Source organism: Methylomicrobium sp. Wu6, from assembly GCF_035916875.1.
GTDB lineage: Bacteria > Pseudomonadota > Gammaproteobacteria > Methylococcales > Methylomonadaceae > Methylomicrobium.
Map to the genome: position 1 here is coordinate 1 of NZ_JAXUHN010000063.1, position 19,287 is coordinate 19,287.

The window sequence follows — 19,287 nt, forward strand, 5'->3', positions numbered from 1 at the left end:
CGATTCGCCATCCTCGTTTGTTGACGGTACAGCTTTCTAAGCTGCCTGCGCGGCAGCGAACGAACCATAAGCTTCATTAACAAATTTTTTCATTTTCTAAGCTGCCTGCGCGGCAGCGAACTTGCCATCGCGGCTGCTATCAAAACTTCACTATTTCTAAGCTGCCTGCGCGGCAGCGAACATACAAGAAAGGCGAGGTTCGTATATCTATTTTTTCTAAGCTGCCTGCGCGGCAGCGAACATCAAAAGAGCCAGGGCCGTTGCTTTGCATATTTTCTAAGCTGCCTGCGCGGCAGCGAACGATAACGGTTCAATTTCTAGTTCTACTCCTGGTTTCTAAGCTGCCTGCGCGGCAGCGAACTTTAGAGTCGGGAGTGATGCTTTATGGATTCATTTCTAAGCTGCCTGCGCGGCAGCGAACTAAAAAGTGTCCACGTTACCCCCATGAAAAAAGTTTCTAAGCTGCCTGCGCGGCAGCGAACTATATTTGTCCTTCGGGCAATCCTGGACAAGATTTCTAAGCTGCCTGCGCGGCAGCGAACTCCCGCTGGCTGCACTTCAAGCTCTGCCGAATTTTCTAAGCTGCCTGCGCGGCAGCGAACTATATAAGCGCAAGAAACCACCCGGATTCCAATTTCTAAGCTGCCTGCGCGGCAGCGAACGAAAAAGCACAAACCGCGGAACTGCTGGACCTTTTCTAAGCTGCCTGCGCGGCAGCGAACAAGGCGGTGCTGAAACTCGGCGGCGCGGGCGATTTCTAAGCTGCCTGCGCGGCAGCGAACCATGAATACCAGATGGGCAGTCAGACCCACCATTTCTAAGCTGCCTGCGCGGCAGCGAACTCACGGTCACACAAACTGTCGCAAGCCCGGTATTTCTAAGCTGCCTGCGCGGCAGCGAACGATCTGAAATCGGCGATCGGCGGCGCGTTTACTTTCTAAGCTGCCTGCGCGGCAGCGAACCATTACGCTAGCCCAGCGCACCGCGGTGCTGATTTCTAAGCTGCCTGCGCGGCAGCGAACTTACCGGCGGTGGCATCGTCCCACTGCCGATTTTTCTAAGCTGCCTGCGCGGCAGCGAACTGGGGATAAGCCAGATCGTGCGCGACTTGGCATTTCTAAGCTGCCTGCGCGGCAGCGAACAAAGCAAAATCGCCGATGGATGCCGCCGCTAATTTCTAAGCTGCCTGCGCGGCAGCGAACATCATCAAGGCCATCGCGGCCAATAGCGACCATTTCTAAGCTGCCTGCGCGGCAGCGAACGAAAGACGAGCATCATCAAGAGAGCGGCGGCGTTTTCTAAGCTGCCTGCGCGGCAGCGAACGACGGTGGCGCAGGCTGTGCATCAGTTCCGCCTTTTCTAAGCTGCCTGCGCGGCAGCGAACGGTGGTGTCGTGAGCGCATTGCCGATGACGGTTTTCTAAGCTGCCTGCGCGGCAGCGAACTGATTATAAAGAACTTTGAAGCCAGCTGCGTAGCGGTTTCAAGAGGATTTAACCCGATTTACCCATCTCGAAACCCGCATCACGCAACTGGCTGACTTTTATCACATTTTTAAAGAGCGAAAAAAATTGGGTCAAAATTCCGGGACAGTGGCCGTGGCGCTTAGGCCGTAACTGCTGAAACAGGCTCCCGAGGATTCCGAGACCAAGGTTTTTTTAATCCATAAACAAAAAGTTTGCTCGCTGCTCAAGCTTTTCAGACGAATATATGGCGTGGGAATGCGAATCGGAGCCATGTCGCCATAGTGTCGCAAAGCCTCATCGTAGCTGACCTTATGCCGCACCGCATAACGGCGAGCCAATCGCTCTTTGTTGGTTTTGGGTTGCTGGCGTTGGTAAACTGCGTAACCCGCAAACTTCTCCGGCACCGGGCGAATACGGGTGCAATGCACGTAATCGCTCAGCCGATCCAGCCACTTTGCGGCGTCAAACCGATCCAGCGTGGCTTCGTCTTGAGCAAACAGCCGACACTTACCGCCCAGCGCACTATTTTTTTCACCTATCACATATTCGGGAAAGCCAACCCCAATCGGCACCTGTTTCCGGTCATCCTGCATTTCCACGAGTCCTAGATGGATTTGTTGGAAGACTTTGGACCAGAGGAAGTTGAGATTGACCTCGGGGTTTGGCAGTAACGTAATTTCACGATAAAAGCGCATAGCCTAATCCTTGCCGCTTTGCCCGAATACGCCGCCGCGGACTAACACCGCCATGACGTAGTGTTCCTGGTTTTTGTCAGCCAGTTTTTCACCCAAGGCAAATCGATCAAATAACGTGTAAAAATCGGCTTTTTCTTTTGGAGTACGGAAGGCTTTGCCTAAATTTGTCACTGCACCGTAAGGTTCTATGGCAATTGGGCCAATTTGTGCTTCGTCAAAATCGGGATACCAGGTGTCGATAGTACGCAGAGCATTGCCGATTTTTTGCGAATGCATGGCGGCAACGTCGTTTACGTGATACAAAATTTTGCTTTTGTCGCCCTTGCCTTTATCCAACACCAATTCTTCGCTGGGATAGACTTCTTGGGCTTTACCGACCAAGGCGTAAGCTTCGACACTAATCAGTAAATAGGGCAACCGGCCGCAAAGCGCTTCGGCGATTTTACCGGCCAGAGTTTGCAGATCGGCGTTATTGGAATCGAAATGGCTCAACTTAAAATCTTTGCCATTGAAGGTAAGCGGTTTTCCTTCGCCGGTATCGACAATGACTTCGATTTTTTCCGCCCCGACACGGTTACGCCAAAAATAGCGGCCATTGGCGATATTGACGGCATAACGTTTGGCCAGTTCTTTAAAGCCTTCTTGCTCGATATAGGCCTGTGCTACCTTCGGGTAGGACGCGTTGAACGTCGGGCCGTTGCTGGCGGAGGGTTTCTCGACGCCGCCCAGGATTTTCAGGGTGAAATGGAGGCGTAGCGTGTCCTGGTTTTCACCCAAGGCGCAGGCATCGACAGTTTGCAGATTGGGCTTTTCGACCTCGGCATTGAGCTTTAAGGGATCGCTTTGCAATGCGGGTTTCAAGCGATTGGAAATAGTGCCGCGCACGGATTTGGGAATCAGCTTCAACGGCGTCGCTTGATCTTTTTGGCCGCGTTTTTCCCAAGTTGTGCCGTACAGATAACCATCTGAAGGCACCAGTTTCTTTTCAAAAGCCAATACGGTTGCGTCGTTTTTAGTCGCCATGTGTCAATCTCCAATAAGGTTTGATGAGGATAGGATTTGGCAAAGATATAAGTTTTGTTTGGGGTCAACATGGTATTGCCAGAGCATGTTGTCCAAGTCGTTAATGCGGTAGGGCATAACAAATTCGCCCAGCGTTACTACGCTTTCGGCAAAGCGGTGAGGCGTATCGCTATCGCGTTGGTGTTTGGCCGCGCCGAGTTCTGAAATCCCTTGGAAGCCGACGGCAATCGGCACTAACCAGCCGGGGATTTGGCGTCGGCTGCTCCAGGTCACTTTGCCGCTCTCGTCTTGATTGCTGCGGTGCATGACTTTTAGGTGATCGAGCAATGCGTCCAGCGCATCTTTGTTTTCTTCCCGCATGGCCTGTACCATCAAGTCGCGGCGCTCGATCAGCACGTGGCCCAGCATCAAGCGGTTGAGCAGTTTTTTCACCGCCTGCTCGTCGTCTTCATCGACCGGCAGCGTCTCGACCGGCTTGACGGACAATACGTCGCCGCTGGCACATTTCATGCGTAGTAGCTGAGCATCAGTCAGGGACTTAAAGCGTTCGTGATCGTCGCTGTCCAACCCGCTATATTCCACTAACAACGAGACTTCCAGGTGGCAACGCGCCTCCTCGACAAAGGCAGGACGGCTGCCGTCTTTATCCAACGGGTTGGCCGAGCCGACGATGGAATGTACGAAATCGCCCGGCCCTTTGTAAGTCTGCAAGTCGAACCGGTGGCAACTGACCGCCACGCCGGCGAATGTTAGCTCGATTAAGCCTTGCTGCCGCAGATGGCGTTGCAGCGCATGAACCGCGCCCAACCAAGCCGTCATCGCCGGAAAGCCAATGGTATAGGGGCTACTCATGGCGTTGGCATTGTGGATTTTGAGATGAGGGATCAATAAAAACCGTCTCATTTGAAAAACTCCTTGTCGCTGCCGACCGCTAGTTCCACGATGCTTCGCACTTCGCGCAACTCGTCGTCGCCCAATTTAACGCGGGTTTCCTTGTGCAGGTATTCATGGCTATTCAGTATCCAGTTGGCAAAATTCAATGTAATTTCGTCCAGCCATTCGCCCTGGTTTTGCCGTTGTTCTAACAGGGCGTCGTCCAGCCAAATCCGCTGTGCGCTAGGCAAGGATCGATAATGCTCTTTTTCGGACCAGCCGGGGCCGGTTGCTCTAATCTGAAAGGCCTGTTGCAGTACTTGGTCGATCAAATACTTGAGGGTGTTGCGAATACCTTCCCGGACATGGATGTTGTTAACACCGCTACGAATGAGCCGATCCATGGTTTGGAAACTGTCCTCGAACTGCCGGAGACGCAGAGTGTTTCTAAAAAAATTGCGGGTCGGGAGGCGAATTTGCCGCTTTTGCAATGGGGGCGGCGTGCTGGGTAGCAAATAGGCGCGCCCGGCATTTTGGCTGTTTAAAACGCTGACGTTTTGCGGCTGCGTGCCACCATAGCCGGTAATGGTGAGATCCAATACGTCATCGTAGCCTTGTTCGTGATGTTCGTTTTTTCGGCGGCTTTCTTTGGCTTGCTTGGTAGTTTCGGAAAAGCGTAAGGCGTCGATATGCGTCTTCAGTTTAGTCAGCAAGCCGGAAGGAGTCAGTAGCGAAAGCAAGTGATAAGAATCGTCTACAGGAAAATAAACCTGCTTGACCAACTGATCGGTTTTATTTACAAAGTCCGATTGTTTGATGCTGATCAAGCCTTGTTTCAAGCTTTCGTAACTTGCCGTTGGCACCGATAACAAGGCTCTAATTTCGGCGCTGTCCCGTTCCAGATGCTGCAACACGGTTTGCCCGTCATCCATTGGCAGCATAAGAAACTTATAGACATCCATTGCCGCTGCGTTGCCGAATACATCGAGTTCATAATCAACATTGCCAGTCCGCAAATAACCGTCATTTGCCGCTCTTCCGTTGGCGATGATCGAAGTTGTTTTGGCGCTGGGGTGACTAAACTTGCTGGGGTGACTGACAATTGAAAGCCACGATGCGCGTTTAGCCGCATCCGGCAGCCAGATTGCTCGGGAAAATTTATTTTCCGCTTCATCGTTGAGCGCCGATTGTTCGTCGGCAGTCAACGAAGCCTTCATTCTGGTTTTTAACCAGGTCGCCTTTCGCTCTGCGAAAAAGGCCGAGATGTTTGGGTTCATTGGATTTTGGCCTCCCTATGATGTTTGCCAGAGGATATTAAAGATCAAAAAATAACATTTGTCCATAGTATTTGTATTTATTAATTTACTAAGCCAGAAATTTGCCCTCATTTGGCGGTTAGCTTAAAATCGGACTGACATCGCATAGATGGCTTAGAAAATAGTGTTTGTTTTTATTATTTTTCTGCCGCACAGGCAGCTTCATCTTTCTATCGGTTAGGTCTGGAACAGGCCTAACTGATCCGAATAAAACCATTTCCGATCATTGTTTTCCTGCTTCGGCAGGGTAATTTCCCCATAGCGTTTGGAGCTTGCCGTCATGGCTGGTTCCAAACCGTCCTCTGTTTGCACTTCTTCAGCTTGTAGCCGCAATACGGTCTGGTAATTTCTATCCAGCCACAATCGGGCTTGCATTGCTTCAGGCATCGTTTCCGATTTAACGATGTTGTTCATCGCCTGACGCGGAATAAAGTCTCCGCGTTCGTCTCTTTCGCAAAACACGGTTTTGCCGTGCTGCCAAATCAGGTGCAAAGTAATATCCGGGTCGCTTTCCCGGAAACGGTTCAGTTGCTGCGGCAAGGCGGTGAGCCACCAGCATTCCGAAAGCCAGGCCTGCAAACACTGCGGGCCTTTGGCTGTGTACTGCGTCAAGCCGAGGTGCATGGCTTGATGTTCGAGGTCGGCCAATTGTTCTTTGGGGCGCAAGGTTTCCGGCTGTTGGATGCGGGGAACGGCATTCACAACTTGGTTCAATGCCGCCTCATCGACCAGTTGGCACAAGTCGTGGTTTGCCAATTTCAAGGTTTTAGCCGTCTCGTAACCGGGACGGCAATAGGCAGGCTTGCCATCTCGGCGCAAGGCTTTCAGGTTGTATTGCATGACGGCAATATTGGCGTGTTCGATGCCGGTTCGCCGATGCCGCCGCACGCGCCCGGCCAACTGAATGATGGAACGATACGAAGACGGTTCGATAACGGCCCAATCGAAATCATGGTCGCGGCCGACTTCTTCCACAGGCGTAGCCACCAAAATAAACAAGACATGCTCGGCGGCGGTGTTATCCAGATGCTGACGAATAATCGAATCATCGAATGCTTTCGGGATTTCCCTCGGCTTTTCCTTGCGTTCCAACACCTTGTCCAAATGCTTTTCCTGTTCATGACGCAACAGCAACACTTGGCGGCTATGGTACGTCATGACCCGCGGCGCATGACCTGCATCCCAATCGGCTTGCAGCAAGTATTGCGTCAGCGCGACGCAAGGCGAAATGTTCGCCATGCGGATCACGCCGAACGACACTTTCTTGCCGGATTTTTCGTCCACCGTGTGGTGATGTTCGTGGAGCCCGCAAGCAGCTTGCCGAATTTGGTCGAAGTAGCCTTGTTGCCGGGATGATTCATCGCTGTTTTCGGCATACAAATCCTCGCAACGTACGATAAAGGCTTTGCGCTTGACGATTTGCTTTGCCAAAATCGCCACCCGTTTGCCAATAAACTGCCGATGGAGGTTTTGATATTGTCGGCAACGGGTTAAGGAATCGCCGTGACCGACCTGCTCTACGTGCGTGCCGAACTCATCGACCCAGACACAAGCAATCGACGGCTGCGTCTGTTTGAAGTGGCTATGCAATAGCCAGCCGGCTTGATAGGCATTGAAAAAGCCTTCGGCCAATGCCGGTGGGATAGTGGCCGAGGAAATCATCACTTTGCGCCCCAACATGCCGGACAGATGAATCAAACGGCCGATGGCGATCAAATCCGCGCCGTCGAAATCATCGACTTCGTCGATCACCAAATCGGAGGACAACAAGCGCAAGCACGGCAGAATATATTTGCCGCCGCGCAGGGTTTCGGTGGCGGCGATGATGTGATCGATCGTGCAGGCCAATACCGGTTTGTATAAAAACGCTTTGTGTTTTTCGGCCAGTTTCGGCTGGTGTTTGGGAAACAGCACGTCGAGAAAGTCGGCGATTGGTGCGTTGCTGTAATCCAAATCCTCTGCCAACAACTGTTCCAGCGATTCGGAACCCACTTCCTCAAAAGTCGGCGCTTGATTTGGCTCTCGCCTGGTTTGCCCGTGCAGTTCCTGAATGGCCGCCGAGCCGATCAACACCGCCAGTTCGTCGTTTTTCAAGCCGATGCGGTGGCGGTATTCGTCGCCGGTTTGCAGTGTCAGGGTGCGCAAGCCCAAGGCCAGAATGTAGCGCAGGCTGTCGCCGTCATCCGACAAGACGCGCATGATTTTGGCGTTGGCTATGGTCTTGCCGCAGCCGGTGCTGGCCATGTTCACCACGAACCAGCCATGACCTTGTGCCTGCAACCCTTCATGTTGCGTTTTGAAACGCTTGATGCCCTCCACGGCCTTGTCCTGCCACTCGTAACCGTCAGGGCTTTTTTGTTTCAGGGCCTTGATGTCGTAGGCCGCTTCCATTTCGCTGGTGAAACGCGCCAGGGTTTGGCTGATTTTCAAGGCCTGGTCACTGACCCGTACCAAATGCTCGTCCAGTTTTTGTTTCAAACCGTGCCGATCGGTGTTGGCGTATAAGTTAAGTGGACTGTTCCAATCCTTATCGGCTTCACAGGAGGAGTAGTAATGATCGCCCAGCATTAGGCACAGTCGAGCATGGTGCAACAGAAGCCGATAAGCGCCGTTTTCCAGCAAGGGCTGAATCAACGACTGAGCTTGCAGCAATCTGGCCGACCATTTTTTCAGTTGTTTGAGCCAGGGCGCGGATTGCGTGAGCAGTCCTTTGGGAAACTCGAAACAGGCTGATTCGCGTTTTTGGTAGTCGGCCTCGTCGTATTTGTTTTGATAGCCCCAAGTCGGGGTGATGCTTTTCATCAAGGCGTTCAAATCTTTTTTGCTTTCACCATCGCGTAGATCGCGTTCTTTTTTATCGAAAAGAGACGGCAAGCGATGATGCGATACGATCAACCAGCCGACTAATTGCGCAAGCGGCGGTAAATCGACCAAGGGCTTCGAGGCGTTTTGAATGACCGTATTTTTTAATGCCTGCTCGTCCAAATTGCCTGAAATCAAAAGCTGTAACCAAGCTTCGTCGGCACTCCCAGCTTGTCGAACCAAGGCATTTAATAACAGGCAAGAAATCCATTCATGGCGTAACGGATCGCCTTTTGATGTGGTGGATTTAAGTTTGGATTGGAAGAGAAAGGTGGCTTTACCCCAATCATGCAGTAAGGCGGCGATGGCTACCAAGGCTTTGATGGCAGGTAAATATGTCCAATTGTTTTCCCATTGAGTATTCAGCAGATTTTTTTGCGTCGTATTCACTGGCACAACTCCCTCCGCATTAAACCGCTTCCGATTCCCCACAACCCAAACCAACTCGCTCCGGCTCCTGGACCGTATCCAATGACAGGCCACGGCGGTATTTTTGGTGGCGGTTTTGCGCAGCAGGGTTTTGACGGCGATCAAGCCGTCTTCGGTAATCACGGTCTGCCAGGTGTTGTCGCCGATGCGATTGGCGAAGGCGTCGAGTACGCGGCGGGTGCGGTTTAGGGCTTTTTTCTGGCACTGGCTGACGAAAGTCACCATCATGGCTAGGATTCCCGCAATGCTTGCTGTTTGACTTGCTCGAACATGAAATCCAAGGCCTTGTGTTCGGTGAACTTTTGCAGGCATTGCTGACGAAATTCCTGCTCGCTGGTCTTTTCCTTGGAGCTAATGAAGGCCCAAGGCAGGATAATGGCGTCTTTGACCAGATCGGCGACATCGAACACCAAGGCGCCGCGCCGGGTTTTGCCGTGCATGACCGCAAAGCCGTGCGGGATGCCCAACACCCACAACGTGGTGGCGGCCAGGCCGTAGGCCAGGTAGTTGCCGTGATTCAAAAAGCCGTTGGCAAGATCGGTGGCTTGATGGTCGCGGGTAAACTCGCTTTGTTGGGTGGCTTTGGCTGCGTAGCGGTAGAGCTGTTTAGTCAGCAGGGCTTCGCGTTGCAGCAGATCGCCGACTTTTTCGGCGGTTTCAAGGTTATTGACGTAACTGTCCAAGGCACCGGCAATGCTGCTATCGTCGATGAAGATATTTTCTGCTTTGAGTTCCTTGTCCTTTTCCCAGACGCGCCGGATGTAGTCGATGCGGGATTTTTGAAAGGCTTTGGCAACGGCCAGGCGTTGGGCGTCGTCGAACCAGAATTTAAGCCAGCCCTGGATGTATTCAGTGGGCCGGTATTCGCTTTGCGGCGTTAGCCATTCGATTTCGCAGCCAGAGAACAACGGTGTGCCTCCCCCTCCGCAAAAGCCGACCAGCACGCCGGCGCTGGCCAGCATGCGCATCGCAGCCTGGGTGATGGAGGTACCGGTACCGAGCAGGATGACCGTAGTGTTGGCTATGGGGATGTTCCAATAAAGATTCTCGTCCTTGGACTCTGTCAGGTAGAGAACCCGGCCGTCTTTTTGCATCACCCGGCATTTTTCCAGGTAATAAATGTTGGCCCGTTTGGAGTGTAAGATTGCTTTTAAGTCTGTTAATTGCTCCATCAACTTCAATTTCTTATTTTAATGACTAGGGACTGTTGCCATTTCGCCACTCTTGAAAATTAGTTGCATTGCCTCATTAATTGAATTTTTCAGTCAAAAGACAAGCAATCTATACCGCGGCAACTGTTTACGGATGAACATTGAAATAAACTAAAACCCTCATGCTGTGTTTGGGGATTTATGACAAACCCACGCTTCGGCAAACGGTTGAAGGCATTTTTTATCGCCTGCGAGCCGGCTGCCCCTGGAGAGACTTGCCTGCAACCATTTGGCAAATGGAATGCGGTATATAAGCGATTCAATGCCGGGTTGCTTCAAGAAAAATTGATGAGGCTCTTTCAGGCACTGATGGTGGAGCCGGATCGGGAATGAGCATTCACTGATGGCAGTATCGTGAAAATCCACCAGCATAGCAGCGGCGCAGTCCATCAACAGGAAACGGCGGTCGGCAAATCGGTTGCGGGCAACACGACTAAAATTCATATGGTCGTTGATGCGGGCGGCCTTCCCATCCATTTCCCGGTCACCGGAGGAGAAATCCATGACGGCAAAGAGGCTCCGGTATTGATCGCTAAACTTCCCTTGGTGGAGTACATGGTCGCTGACAAAGGCTATGACAGTAAACCTTTACGGATGCTAATTCGTCGTCAAGGGGCTGTGCCGGTCATTCCAAAAAAACAGAATTCAACCATCGGGAATGATGAAATGGATGGGCGTCTCTACAAATATCACCACCTCGTTGAAAATCTGTTTGCGCGGCTAAAGCATTTCAGAGCTGTCGCCAGGCGATATAATAAATTGAAGCGCAATTTTGAAAGCATCATCGCCTTGGCTTGCGCTTTCATCTGGCTCCCCTGTAAAACGGCAACAGCCACTAATGAGCCATAATTTTTATATCTGTTTAGAAATTATCAGGCCATTTCCTCTCACCATGAAAAACCGCAAAAATTTGAATTTGGTTCTCTTTCACTCGGTACAACAGGATGTAAGGGGTTCCCGTGATGACCTAATTCCCTCGCTCCTTCGACTCGGACAACTCGCCCCTATTACGATTATCTTGGAGTAAAACAGCTCGTTCTTTGATTACTAAAAGTAATTTACTCGCGGCCTTAGGGTTGTCATCAGCGATGACTTAAATATTTGTCGTAAATCCTGCCGGGGGGTTCTGTCCAAACTATTTTCACACATTTCCTTGCGTTTCGCCGGCAATCACCTCTTCCATTTCAAGCATAACGTCATCATGCGCAATCAATTCACAGTGGACTGCAGCGGCAATACCTTGAGCGGCCTTTTCGAACTGCCAAGAGTGATGTTCAAGGTACTCTCCTTGAGTGCTTGATTCACTAAATAATTACGCGACCTGTCCAGCGAATCGGCCGAATGATCAAACTTATGCACGAGCTCAGATTCACCTCTAAAGTGAACGCTTCGTTAGCCATAAGCGATTCTCCGGCTCAATAGGGTTCGTTTGTAATCATAGTGCATACTTTATAGATTCGCCAACATGGCTTGATACCCTCTGGGCCAGGTGACGTTGAGCTTCACAAGCATTTTGTCGAAGCCGGATCGACTTCGATATCTTCACAAACGCTGGGGCGCCGAGTCCAAACCGCTTCATCTGATTCGACCCGCCGACATTGGAGGTTGGACGGTTTTGTTATCGAAGACGATGTCTTATTCCGAGTTCACTTAAATTAATGCGATAATAACAATATACTTATTCGAGTTGCACTTTGCCCGCCAAGATTCCACATATGAAATGTCTGCAAAAATGCTTTTGAATAATCCTTCTGAAATATCCGGGAAGTTCTATTACTTCCGGCTCGGATTGCCGGTTGCGATAATTCTTTTGTTCGCCGGGTGCGCCCATGTGCCGGACATCGCCCCCGTACCGCCCCCCCAATCCGCTATCCCCCCACTTGTTAGCTACGCCCTGAGTTTACAAGGCGCGCCTTATCGTTACGGCAAGGAATCTCCACAGGAAGGATTCGATTGCAGCGGTTTTGTTAGGCACGTTTACAAACATCATGGAATTTCGCTGCCTCGAACCACACGAGAACTGGCTCACTCTTTGCCGCCTATTTCAAAAAACAATCTGTGTCCCGGCGATCTCGTATTTTTTAACACCGATGGACATCGATTTTCCCATGTAGGCCTTTATGTCAAGAATGACACATTTATCCATGCTCCTAGCCGACATACCGGGAAAGTTCTGGTATCCAGTCTTAACAATAGCTACTGGAGAAGACATTTTACCGGTGCTCGCCGTCCTGTATCGCGATGACCGGGACAAAGCAGGTATAAACAACTTGCAATTTTTCCGGTCAGGAAAAGTTGCTAAACATAAAAAACAATGAACTCGCGATAAGCAACTGGAAAATCCGAGCGCTCTTTATTAGTAAATAGGGGCCTGTTTTTAATAAAAAATTTTCGCAAGCGACCGTTGTAAGGCCGGAAGAAAAACAAAATGAACGATAGAGACGAAGCTAAAAAAGTCATTGTGGTCGATCTACAAATGCCGTTTTTCTCCATTGTGGTGTTAATGGTGAAATGGGCGTTGGCCTCGATTCCGGCAATTATCATCTTGGCGGTGATTTTCAACGTGGTCACGGGCTTGATGGGCGGATTATTGTTTCCCCGCTGGTGATGTCTGGCATCCAGCTTTCCGGATGTCTTGATAACGATTTTAGGCAAACACCTCCCCGAAAACCTACCGCTAGCCATCCCCCCTCCCCGCTTTGTTCCGGCGATTGGCCGTAAAGCCGGAACGAAAAGCGAGGCCGCATGCCCCGTTTCATGCCAAGGGCTAACACGATGATTGCTGACCGAGAAAAATCAATGAGCCTGATATTTCGCCTTTAAGGTTTAAGATAATTCTCAAAGGGTAGCAAAGGCCCCTGCTCGATAGTGCGGCCGTTTCTGCCGACTGCGGGAATGTTGATATAGCTATCCTTGGCCAGATCGGGCCCCAGCGCGTTCATACCGTCTTCGTGGCCATGCGGGACCCATAGTTCGGGATGATCGAAAGGCGCCCGCTCCCAGCGCACACGCTCATCGGTCAACGTCTTCAAAAAGGCGACCAAATCCGCCCTTTCCTGTGCCGTAAAGCCTTGCTGGAATACCAGCGTGGAAAAATGATGCCGGTTGGCCGCATTCCCGCCTCGATTATAAAACTCGACGACTTCTTCCAACGACTTCATGCCGCCATTGTGCATGTAAGGCCCCGTCAGTTCGATGTTTCTTAACGTCGGTATCTTGAAGGCGCCGTTTACGGCCGCCGATACGCGTCCTTGATCCGTTTTTTCGAGCTCCGCCTTGACGACGGCAGGCGACGGCACCCTCGACAATTTTTTATAGCCTTTGCAACGTCCTACGCTCCGCGTGTCGACTATCAGTTCGCTGGACAAAAAATCGGTCGTGAACGGATCGTCCAACTCGCAAGCCAGGATTTTGACGGGGTCGACCATCTTCTTCTTGGGATCGGCCAAGGTCGCCATATATTGGCCGGCAAAGGACAATGGGTTACCGTACGGGTCCGTGCCGCCCAAACCCGCATCGTAGTCATTCGGAACGACGCTGGTGTCCGCGAAACCGGTGTCGATCAGCGTCCTGTCGACCCCGAAATTATCGCCTTGCTCGGTCAAGACGGTTCTATCGACCAGCGGATAATATTCGAGTTTTTTGCCGGGAGGCGCGTACACCTCCGGATTGATCGCGGCCGAAAAGGTCGGTCCGGAATGGCAATTAGAACAGTGGGCATCCTGAAATACGGCAAAGCCATCTTTTTGCTGTTGGGTATATCCGACAGGCAGGCCGTCGTCACCCACTTCGCCGTCGAAGGGAGTCCGATCGGCTATCAGCGTATTTTCATAAAGCTGGATCGCCAACCCGAAAAAGAAGGCGAAGTTAGCCTCCATTTGCGAATAGGGAGCGCCCGAATTCGCCGCGCCAAAGTCGCCTTTGCCCGACCAGAAGCGTTTTTCAAAAGCTTTTTTGATCAAGTCGCCATAGGTGGCATCGAGCCCGTAGCCGGAAACATCGCGCACGGCGCCCAACACGCTGTCTTCCGGATGGACTTGCTGAGATTCAAGAGGCCTCCGCTGGAGTAATTTTCTACCTAAGTCGCGAAATGTCCGTCCCTGGCAAGACATCTCCATCATATCCAACGGCGGCGCAACGGCCTGCGAGGCCAGCGCGGCGTTTGCCAACAGCAGATGCTTTTTCTTCGCCTTGCCATTGTTTGCGGCGACCCATACCCTAGCGTCCGGATCCCTGCTGCCGAAGGCGGATACACCATTGAAAAGATTGTTGGCGCGGCCATCCCAGAAATTCCGGAAGTTGAAGGCGGCGTTGATCACGCTCGGCGCATTGCGCTTGGTGGCCTGCCGGCTGTTCAGTGCGCCGATATGAAAAACGGCGTTATTTTGAGTTTCGCACGAATCATGACCGTCGTCGCCGCTTTCATTCACGCTGTTAAATTGCCGGAGGAAGGCGCCGGCCGAGGACACGACATCATCCGTCGAAAAGACGACGGCCGAATCCTTGTTGGCGGGATCAGCAAAGCGAAACAGTGGAAAATCACCGGCTTTGAGTTCATAATCGGGGCCGCCGATATCGAATGTCCGCGCGCTGTCCATGTCGGACACATGTAGAATTCCGCTCCCCAACTGATTCCGGGTTCTGCGGTCGGCGCCTGCATGAAAATGGCAACTGGCGCAGGCAACGCCGTCGCTGCCCACCTGCGTATCCCAAAACAAGGCTTTTCCTAGCTGGACCGCCACAGTTTGATCGACCACAATCGGTGATTTGCCGCTGACTAGGCCCGGAGTGGGGGGAACTTTCACCCCTCTGAGTGTTTGGGCATTGATGCTGCCATGCGCCATCGCCAAACCGGGCATGCTCAGCGAAACGACGGCCACGCAGAGCCGGAGCGGCCGGGCCATCCGCTTTATTTCGAGGTTATCCATACATTTTTTCCAGAAAACACAAAGCAGGCAGGATGCAACCGGCCTGCCCGCGTTATCTCAATGAGCGAAAATCGGCCTTATTCCGGGAAGCTGACCGTCACTGCCACGGGATGGAAGGCCGTCGTGCTGAGCCCTTCATCAGGATTGATGCCGCCTACCACGAATTGATAAACGCCGCTGACTTTCGGGGTGAAGGTCAGACTGACCTTGCCCGCATCCCCGTCCACTACGCGATTCAGCATTGAGTGATCGAATTTTTCAGGAAGCATATCGCCCATACCGTCTCGGTCGAACGCATTCGCGATGAACTCCATCTGAATATTTCCAACTTTGACGGGATTCGCCTGATCATCGGTGTTTATGGCGTTCGCTTCATAAATGTCGCCGTATTGGTTATAGGAATGGGAATTCATCTGGTCGACGGAGGCCAAGCCTCGCTTTTGCGGTCTGCTCCAAACGGTCAGCGCCGGGTGAAATCCTGCAATCTCGGCATCATTCACCTCCGCCGTGAGGGTCACCGGTTTGCCTTTTTTGAGCTTCATGTAGCCCCAGGACGAATGATGGGTCCAACCGGTATAGCCCATGGTCGGGTTGTACCAGGATTGCGCCTTGGCTTGTAGAGTCTGGGTGGCGTTGTCTGGGGTAAATTCGGTATTTTTGGTTGCGATCGACGTCGCCGCCCGCGCCGAAAACGACGATACGATGCCGGCTGCCGCCAAAATCAATGCCAGATTTTTCAATTTATTGTTATATCCCATGCTTGTTTCCAAAGTTAAAATAGGCAAACCGCGCATTTCTTCCACGATCCCACGATCGTGCCCAAAAACGTGCGCGAATGCTGAAAATAACCACGATGCCCAATCGGCATCGTTCAGGAATATTTATACAAGTATCATGCCATTATAATACTCCAATGCTTTCAAGCACATGGATTATAATGGAATTGAAAAATGTGTCATTAGACATAGTCCAATGCGGCAAATAACACACTTTTCCCTGGAACTGCGTGCAAATTTCTAATATTCTATCGATAATTCGTTAGCTTATTTTTCCTTCTCGATGGCGCTCATACCATGATACCTATACGTTTCACTTCCTTATCACTTGCTCTTCTGCTTATATCAGCGCCAGCCGGTGCGCTTGATCTCACGGGCACATGGGCGGGTAAGTTCAACTGCTCCAGCTTCGGTGGAGCAACGTTCCCATTTGTGGAAAAGAACCAGAGCCTGAAAATCAGCCAGACAGGAAATGAATTATCCGTTCGGTGGTTGGATGTTAATAATGTTATAGCCGCTAATTTTACGGGTTTCGTGATCAACGATAACAAGAAGCGCGACACCAATGGACAGGCAGCGATAGCTAATTGCACGACAGGACCCGATCTCACCTCCACCATTGCCGAGATTGCAAACCTGAAGGTAGTCATCAATCGCAGCAAAGCCAAGGGATCATTGACCGGTAACTCAATATACAGCTCTAAAGGGCAGGCAGTGGGTCAATGCAAGTGGACTTTTAAGTTGGTCAATACGGACGATCCTCTGATCCCGTCCACCTGCCCACAATGAAACGGCCCCGCTTAAGAAGTTAATAATGGGCGGCACATTTTCCGCCCACCGCATTCTTGTTTAAAAGCGGGCAAACGCGTACGAGGCGTTGGTCACGCTACCGCAAACTCTCGGTCACATGCGGCTCGATCAACTTGTACAGGAGTTGATGCATCTTCGGATTGCCAGCGATCACGTTACCGTTTTCGAGGTAATTGTCGTTGAACGAAAAATCGGTCGCCACGCCGCCGGCTTCCTTGATTAACAGAATCCCCGCCGCCATATCCCACTCCATGATGCCGATTTCCCAAAAGCCATCCAGACGCCCGGCCGCGACATAAGCCAGATCGAGCGCGGCGGCGCCGGCCCGGCGGATGCCGGCCGAATCGGTCGTGATCGCCTTAAACATGCCGACATAGGCGTCCAGGTGTTGGTCTGTCTTGAACGGAAAGCCCGTTCCGATCAGCGCGCCTTTCAGGGTGCTTTGTTTTGTCACCCGAATCCGCCGGTTATTCAACATCGCGCCGCCGCCACGCTTGGCGGTAAACAATTCGTCGCGAAGCGGATCGTACACCACGCCGACTTCGAGCTTGCCCTTGTGTTTCAAAGCGATTGAAACCGCAAACTGCGGAAAGCCGTGCAGAAAATTGGTGGTGCCATCCAGGGGGTCGATTACCCAGACGAAATCATTGCCCTGGTGCGCGCCGCTTTCCTCGGCCAAAATCGCGTGATCGGGATAGGCCGCGCGGATGATGTTGATGATTTCACGCTCCGCCTTGCGGTCGACTTCGCTGGCGTAATCGTTTTTACCTTTTTGATCGATTTGAAGATGACCGATGGCGTCGGTCGAGCGCAAAATCAGATCGCCCGCGCTTCTGGCGGCGCGAACGGCAATGTTGAGCATCGGTTGCATAGACGGAATTGATAAGGAGCAGATAAAACGTTATAGGATACCAAATCTTTTGATAAACTTGAGGCTTTTTTGAATGACGAGGCACCGCGTTGCTGTCCCACATTAATATCGTTCTGGTCGGAACCACGCACCCCGGCAATATCGGCGCTGTTGCCCGGGCGATGAAAAACATGCAGATGACCAATCTCAGGCTGGTCGCGCCGAAAATATTCCCGAGCGCGGACGCGACTTCGCGCGCATCGGGAGCCGATGACATTCTGGCCCGAGCGATGGTCTGCGACACCTTGCGCGAAGCGATCGCCGACTGCCAGGTCGTGTTCGGCGCCAGCGCGCGTTCGCGAACGATCAGTTGGCCGGAACTGACGCCGCGGGAATGCGTCGCCGAAATCCTCACCCGCCATGCCGACGAAAAGATCGCGCTCGTGTTCGGCCGCGAACATTCGGGGCTAACCAACGAGGAACTCGACATGTGCCGCTACCTGCTGCACATCCCCTGCAATCCGGCCTTCAGTTCGCTAAATCTTGCCGCGGCGGTGCAGGTCATCTGCTACGAGTTGTTCGTCGCCGCCGGCAGTGATCAACGCAAAGCCACCGGCGACCGCGGCGAATGCCCATTGGCGACAGCGGAGCAGATGGAATCATTTTACGACCATCTGCATCAAACGCTGATCGATATTGATTTTACCCAGACCGACAAGTCACAATCGATCATGCGTCGATTGCGCCGGATTTATAACCGGATAGAACTCGACACCAAGGAAGTCGATATTTTGCGGGGTATCCTGAGAATGTCGCAGGGACATAAAAAAAGCCAGAAACCCTAATATTAAGGACGGTATATGCACATTATCATCGCCAGAATCAAAGAAGACATTGCCTGCGTTTTCGAGCGCGACCCGGCCGCGCAGTCGGTATGGGAAGTAATCACCGCCTATCCGGGCTTTCATGCGGTGATGATTCACCGCCTCAGCCATCGCTGCTGGAAGGCCGGCTTCCACTGGCTTGCGCGTTTCATTTCGCATATCGCCCGCTGGTTGACCGGCATCGAAATTCACCCCGGCGCACAAATTGGCCGGCGTTTGTTCATCGACCACGGCATGGGGGTGGTGATCGGTGAAACCGCCGTGATCGGCGATGACTGTACACTCTATCACGGCGTCACGCTCGGCGGCACCTCCTGGAAGAAAGGCAAGCGCCACCCTACCCTGCATGACGGAGTGGTGGTCGGCGCCGGCGCGAAAATCCTGGGGCCGATCGACATCGGCCAGGGCGCGCGGATCGGATCGAATTCGGTGGTATTGAAACCGGTGCCAGACGGCGCCACGGTCGTCGGCATTCCAGGCCATCTGATCGATCCGAACATCAAAAAAGAGAGCACGGAACGAGAGGCAATCGCCTACCGGATGGGCTTCGACCCTTATGGCGCGAAAGCCGACATGCCCGACCCGGTCGCCAATGCGATAAACCGGATGCTCGACCACATCCAGTCCATGGACAAACAGCTTGAAAACATGAAAAAAGCCCTCGACGAAGCCGGCATTCGATACCCCGAACCGCCGCCGACTCCCAAGCTGGACGGCTGTGAAATCGAGGACAGTTATCAGAACGAGCAAAAAAAGGATTAGGGTCCAGTCAAAAACAACATCCCGAAATCAATAATCCTGCCCCCCCTCTAGTTCCAGCTTGGAAGGCTTCCATCGAAAACGCCCCCCCATGTTTTCGATGGAGTCCGCGACACATTTTTCCCTGTCTCATGAACACCAGTCAAAATAGCCAAAGTGGCCTTCAATCCAATGGAAGTCTTCGCCTTTTCCATGAATAGCTCGGCAATGGAGAGTGTGTAAGTAAGGTCATTGTGCGCGAAATCGCCCAACCGCTCTTTCTTTAGCAGCCATTTCCTCGCATTTTTCGATCGGCTCTTTTGATTGAGCCAAAATCATTTAGGCGGCTAATACTTTCGTTGTCCCGCGTTCGTTCTGTGTCTCAACGCATGACCTCTTCGGCAAAGCGCTCGATAACGCCTTCAAG

General features: G+C 52.1%; 14 protein-coding genes, 1 pseudogene and 1 CRISPR repeat array. Of the genes and pseudogenes, 6 read left to right on the forward strand and 9 right to left on the reverse strand.

Translation table 11 applies throughout. The features are described from left to right. Nucleotides 1–33: 33 nt before the first annotated feature. Nucleotides 34–1,444: direct repeats of the CRISPR family, unit length 28 nt; unit sequence TTTCTAAGCTGCCTGCGCGGCAGCGAAC. A 131-nt stretch (nucleotides 1,445–1,575) separates the two neighbouring features. The 6 genes from cas6f to cas1f all read right to left on the reverse strand — a co-directional run bounded on the left by cas6f (nucleotide 1,576) and on the right by cas1f (nucleotide 9,835). Next, entirely contained in the window at nucleotides 1,576–2,160 is a 585-nt protein-coding gene (cas6f, locus tag U2W12_RS07125; protein ID WP_326499978.1) for a type I-F CRISPR-associated endoribonuclease Cas6/Csy4, read from the reverse strand. 3 nt (nucleotides 2,161–2,163) lie between these two features. Continuing rightward, nucleotides 2,164–3,183 (reverse strand): type I-F CRISPR-associated protein Csy3, encoded by a 1,020-nt coding sequence (gene csy3, locus U2W12_RS07130; protein ID WP_326499979.1) that lies wholly within the window; start codon nucleotides 3,181–3,183, stop codon nucleotides 2,164–2,166. A 3-nt stretch (nucleotides 3,184–3,186) separates the two neighbouring features. Next, complete coding sequence (gene csy2 / locus U2W12_RS07135; RefSeq protein ID WP_326499980.1) at nucleotides 3,187–4,086, reverse strand: type I-F CRISPR-associated protein Csy2; 900 nt, start codon at nucleotides 4,084–4,086, stop codon at nucleotides 3,187–3,189. After that, nucleotides 4,083–5,333, reverse strand: a complete 1,251-nt coding sequence (csy1, locus tag U2W12_RS07140) for a type I-F CRISPR-associated protein Csy1 (RefSeq protein WP_326499981.1) — start codon at nucleotides 5,331–5,333, stop codon at nucleotides 4,083–4,085. The genes csy2 and csy1 overlap by 4 nt, the downstream gene beginning before the upstream one ends. Before the next feature lie 216 nt (nucleotides 5,334–5,549). After that, entirely contained in the window at nucleotides 5,550–8,891 is a 3,342-nt protein-coding gene (cas3f, locus tag U2W12_RS07145) for a type I-F CRISPR-associated helicase Cas3f (RefSeq protein WP_326499982.1), read from the reverse strand. 2 nt (nucleotides 8,892–8,893) lie between these two features. After that, nucleotides 8,894–9,835 (reverse strand): type I-F CRISPR-associated endonuclease Cas1f, encoded by a 942-nt coding sequence (gene cas1f, locus U2W12_RS07150; RefSeq protein ID WP_326499983.1) that lies wholly within the window; start codon nucleotides 9,833–9,835, stop codon nucleotides 8,894–8,896. Nucleotides 9,836–9,946: 111 nt separating this feature from the next. On the opposite strand from cas1f, the pseudogene U2W12_RS07155 reads away from it, so the two are divergent. The 3 genes and pseudogenes from U2W12_RS07155 (at nucleotide 9,947) to U2W12_RS07165 (ending at nucleotide 12,482) form a co-directional block, all read left to right on the forward strand. Then, nucleotides 9,947–10,723, forward strand: a pseudogene (locus tag U2W12_RS07155) (IS5 family transposase). Between the two features lie 883 nt (nucleotides 10,724–11,606). Next, nucleotides 11,607–12,119 (forward strand): C40 family peptidase, encoded by a 513-nt coding sequence (locus tag U2W12_RS07160; RefSeq protein ID WP_326500002.1) that lies wholly within the window; start codon nucleotides 11,607–11,609, stop codon nucleotides 12,117–12,119. Nucleotides 12,120–12,302: 183 nt separating this feature from the next. Then, nucleotides 12,303–12,482 (forward strand): hypothetical protein, encoded by a 180-nt coding sequence (locus U2W12_RS07165; protein WP_326499984.1) that lies wholly within the window; start codon nucleotides 12,303–12,305, stop codon nucleotides 12,480–12,482. A gap of 211 nt (nucleotides 12,483–12,693) precedes the next feature. Here the strand turns inward: U2W12_RS07165 and U2W12_RS07170 are convergent, their stop codons facing one another. Together U2W12_RS07170 and corA are read right to left on the reverse strand one after the other, a co-directional pair. Next, on the reverse strand, nucleotides 12,694–14,802 hold the full coding sequence (locus tag U2W12_RS07170; RefSeq protein ID WP_326499985.1) for a cytochrome c peroxidase: 2,109 nt from the start codon (nucleotides 14,800–14,802) through the stop codon (nucleotides 12,694–12,696). A gap of 77 nt (nucleotides 14,803–14,879) precedes the next feature. Then, nucleotides 14,880–15,560 (reverse strand): copper(I)-binding protein CorA, encoded by a 681-nt coding sequence (gene corA / locus U2W12_RS07175; RefSeq protein ID WP_326499986.1) that lies wholly within the window; start codon nucleotides 15,558–15,560, stop codon nucleotides 14,880–14,882. A 315-nt stretch (nucleotides 15,561–15,875) separates the two neighbouring features. On the opposite strand from corA, the gene U2W12_RS07180 reads away from it, so the two are divergent. Beyond that, on the forward strand, nucleotides 15,876–16,367 hold the full coding sequence (locus U2W12_RS07180) for a hypothetical protein (protein WP_326499987.1): 492 nt from the start codon (nucleotides 15,876–15,878) through the stop codon (nucleotides 16,365–16,367). A gap of 97 nt (nucleotides 16,368–16,464) precedes the next feature. Here U2W12_RS07180 and U2W12_RS07185 read toward each other — a convergent pair whose 3' ends face one another. Next, nucleotides 16,465–17,259 (reverse strand): inositol monophosphatase family protein, encoded by a 795-nt coding sequence (locus U2W12_RS07185; RefSeq protein WP_326499988.1) that lies wholly within the window; start codon nucleotides 17,257–17,259, stop codon nucleotides 16,465–16,467. Between the two features lie 89 nt (nucleotides 17,260–17,348). On the opposite strand from U2W12_RS07185, the gene U2W12_RS07190 reads away from it, so the two are divergent. Then, the gene (locus U2W12_RS07190) at nucleotides 17,349–18,083 is read left to right on the forward strand and encodes an RNA methyltransferase (RefSeq protein ID WP_326499989.1); all 735 of its coding nucleotides are present in this window, start codon (nucleotides 17,349–17,351) and stop codon (nucleotides 18,081–18,083) included. A 24-nt stretch (nucleotides 18,084–18,107) separates the two neighbouring features. Next, nucleotides 18,108–18,884 carry a serine O-acetyltransferase gene (gene cysE / locus U2W12_RS07195; protein WP_326500003.1) on the forward strand — a complete coding sequence of 259 codons (777 nt, stop codon included), beginning with the start codon at nucleotides 18,108–18,110 and terminating at the stop codon, nucleotides 18,882–18,884. The last annotated feature ends 403 nt before the right edge of the window (nucleotides 18,885–19,287 follow it).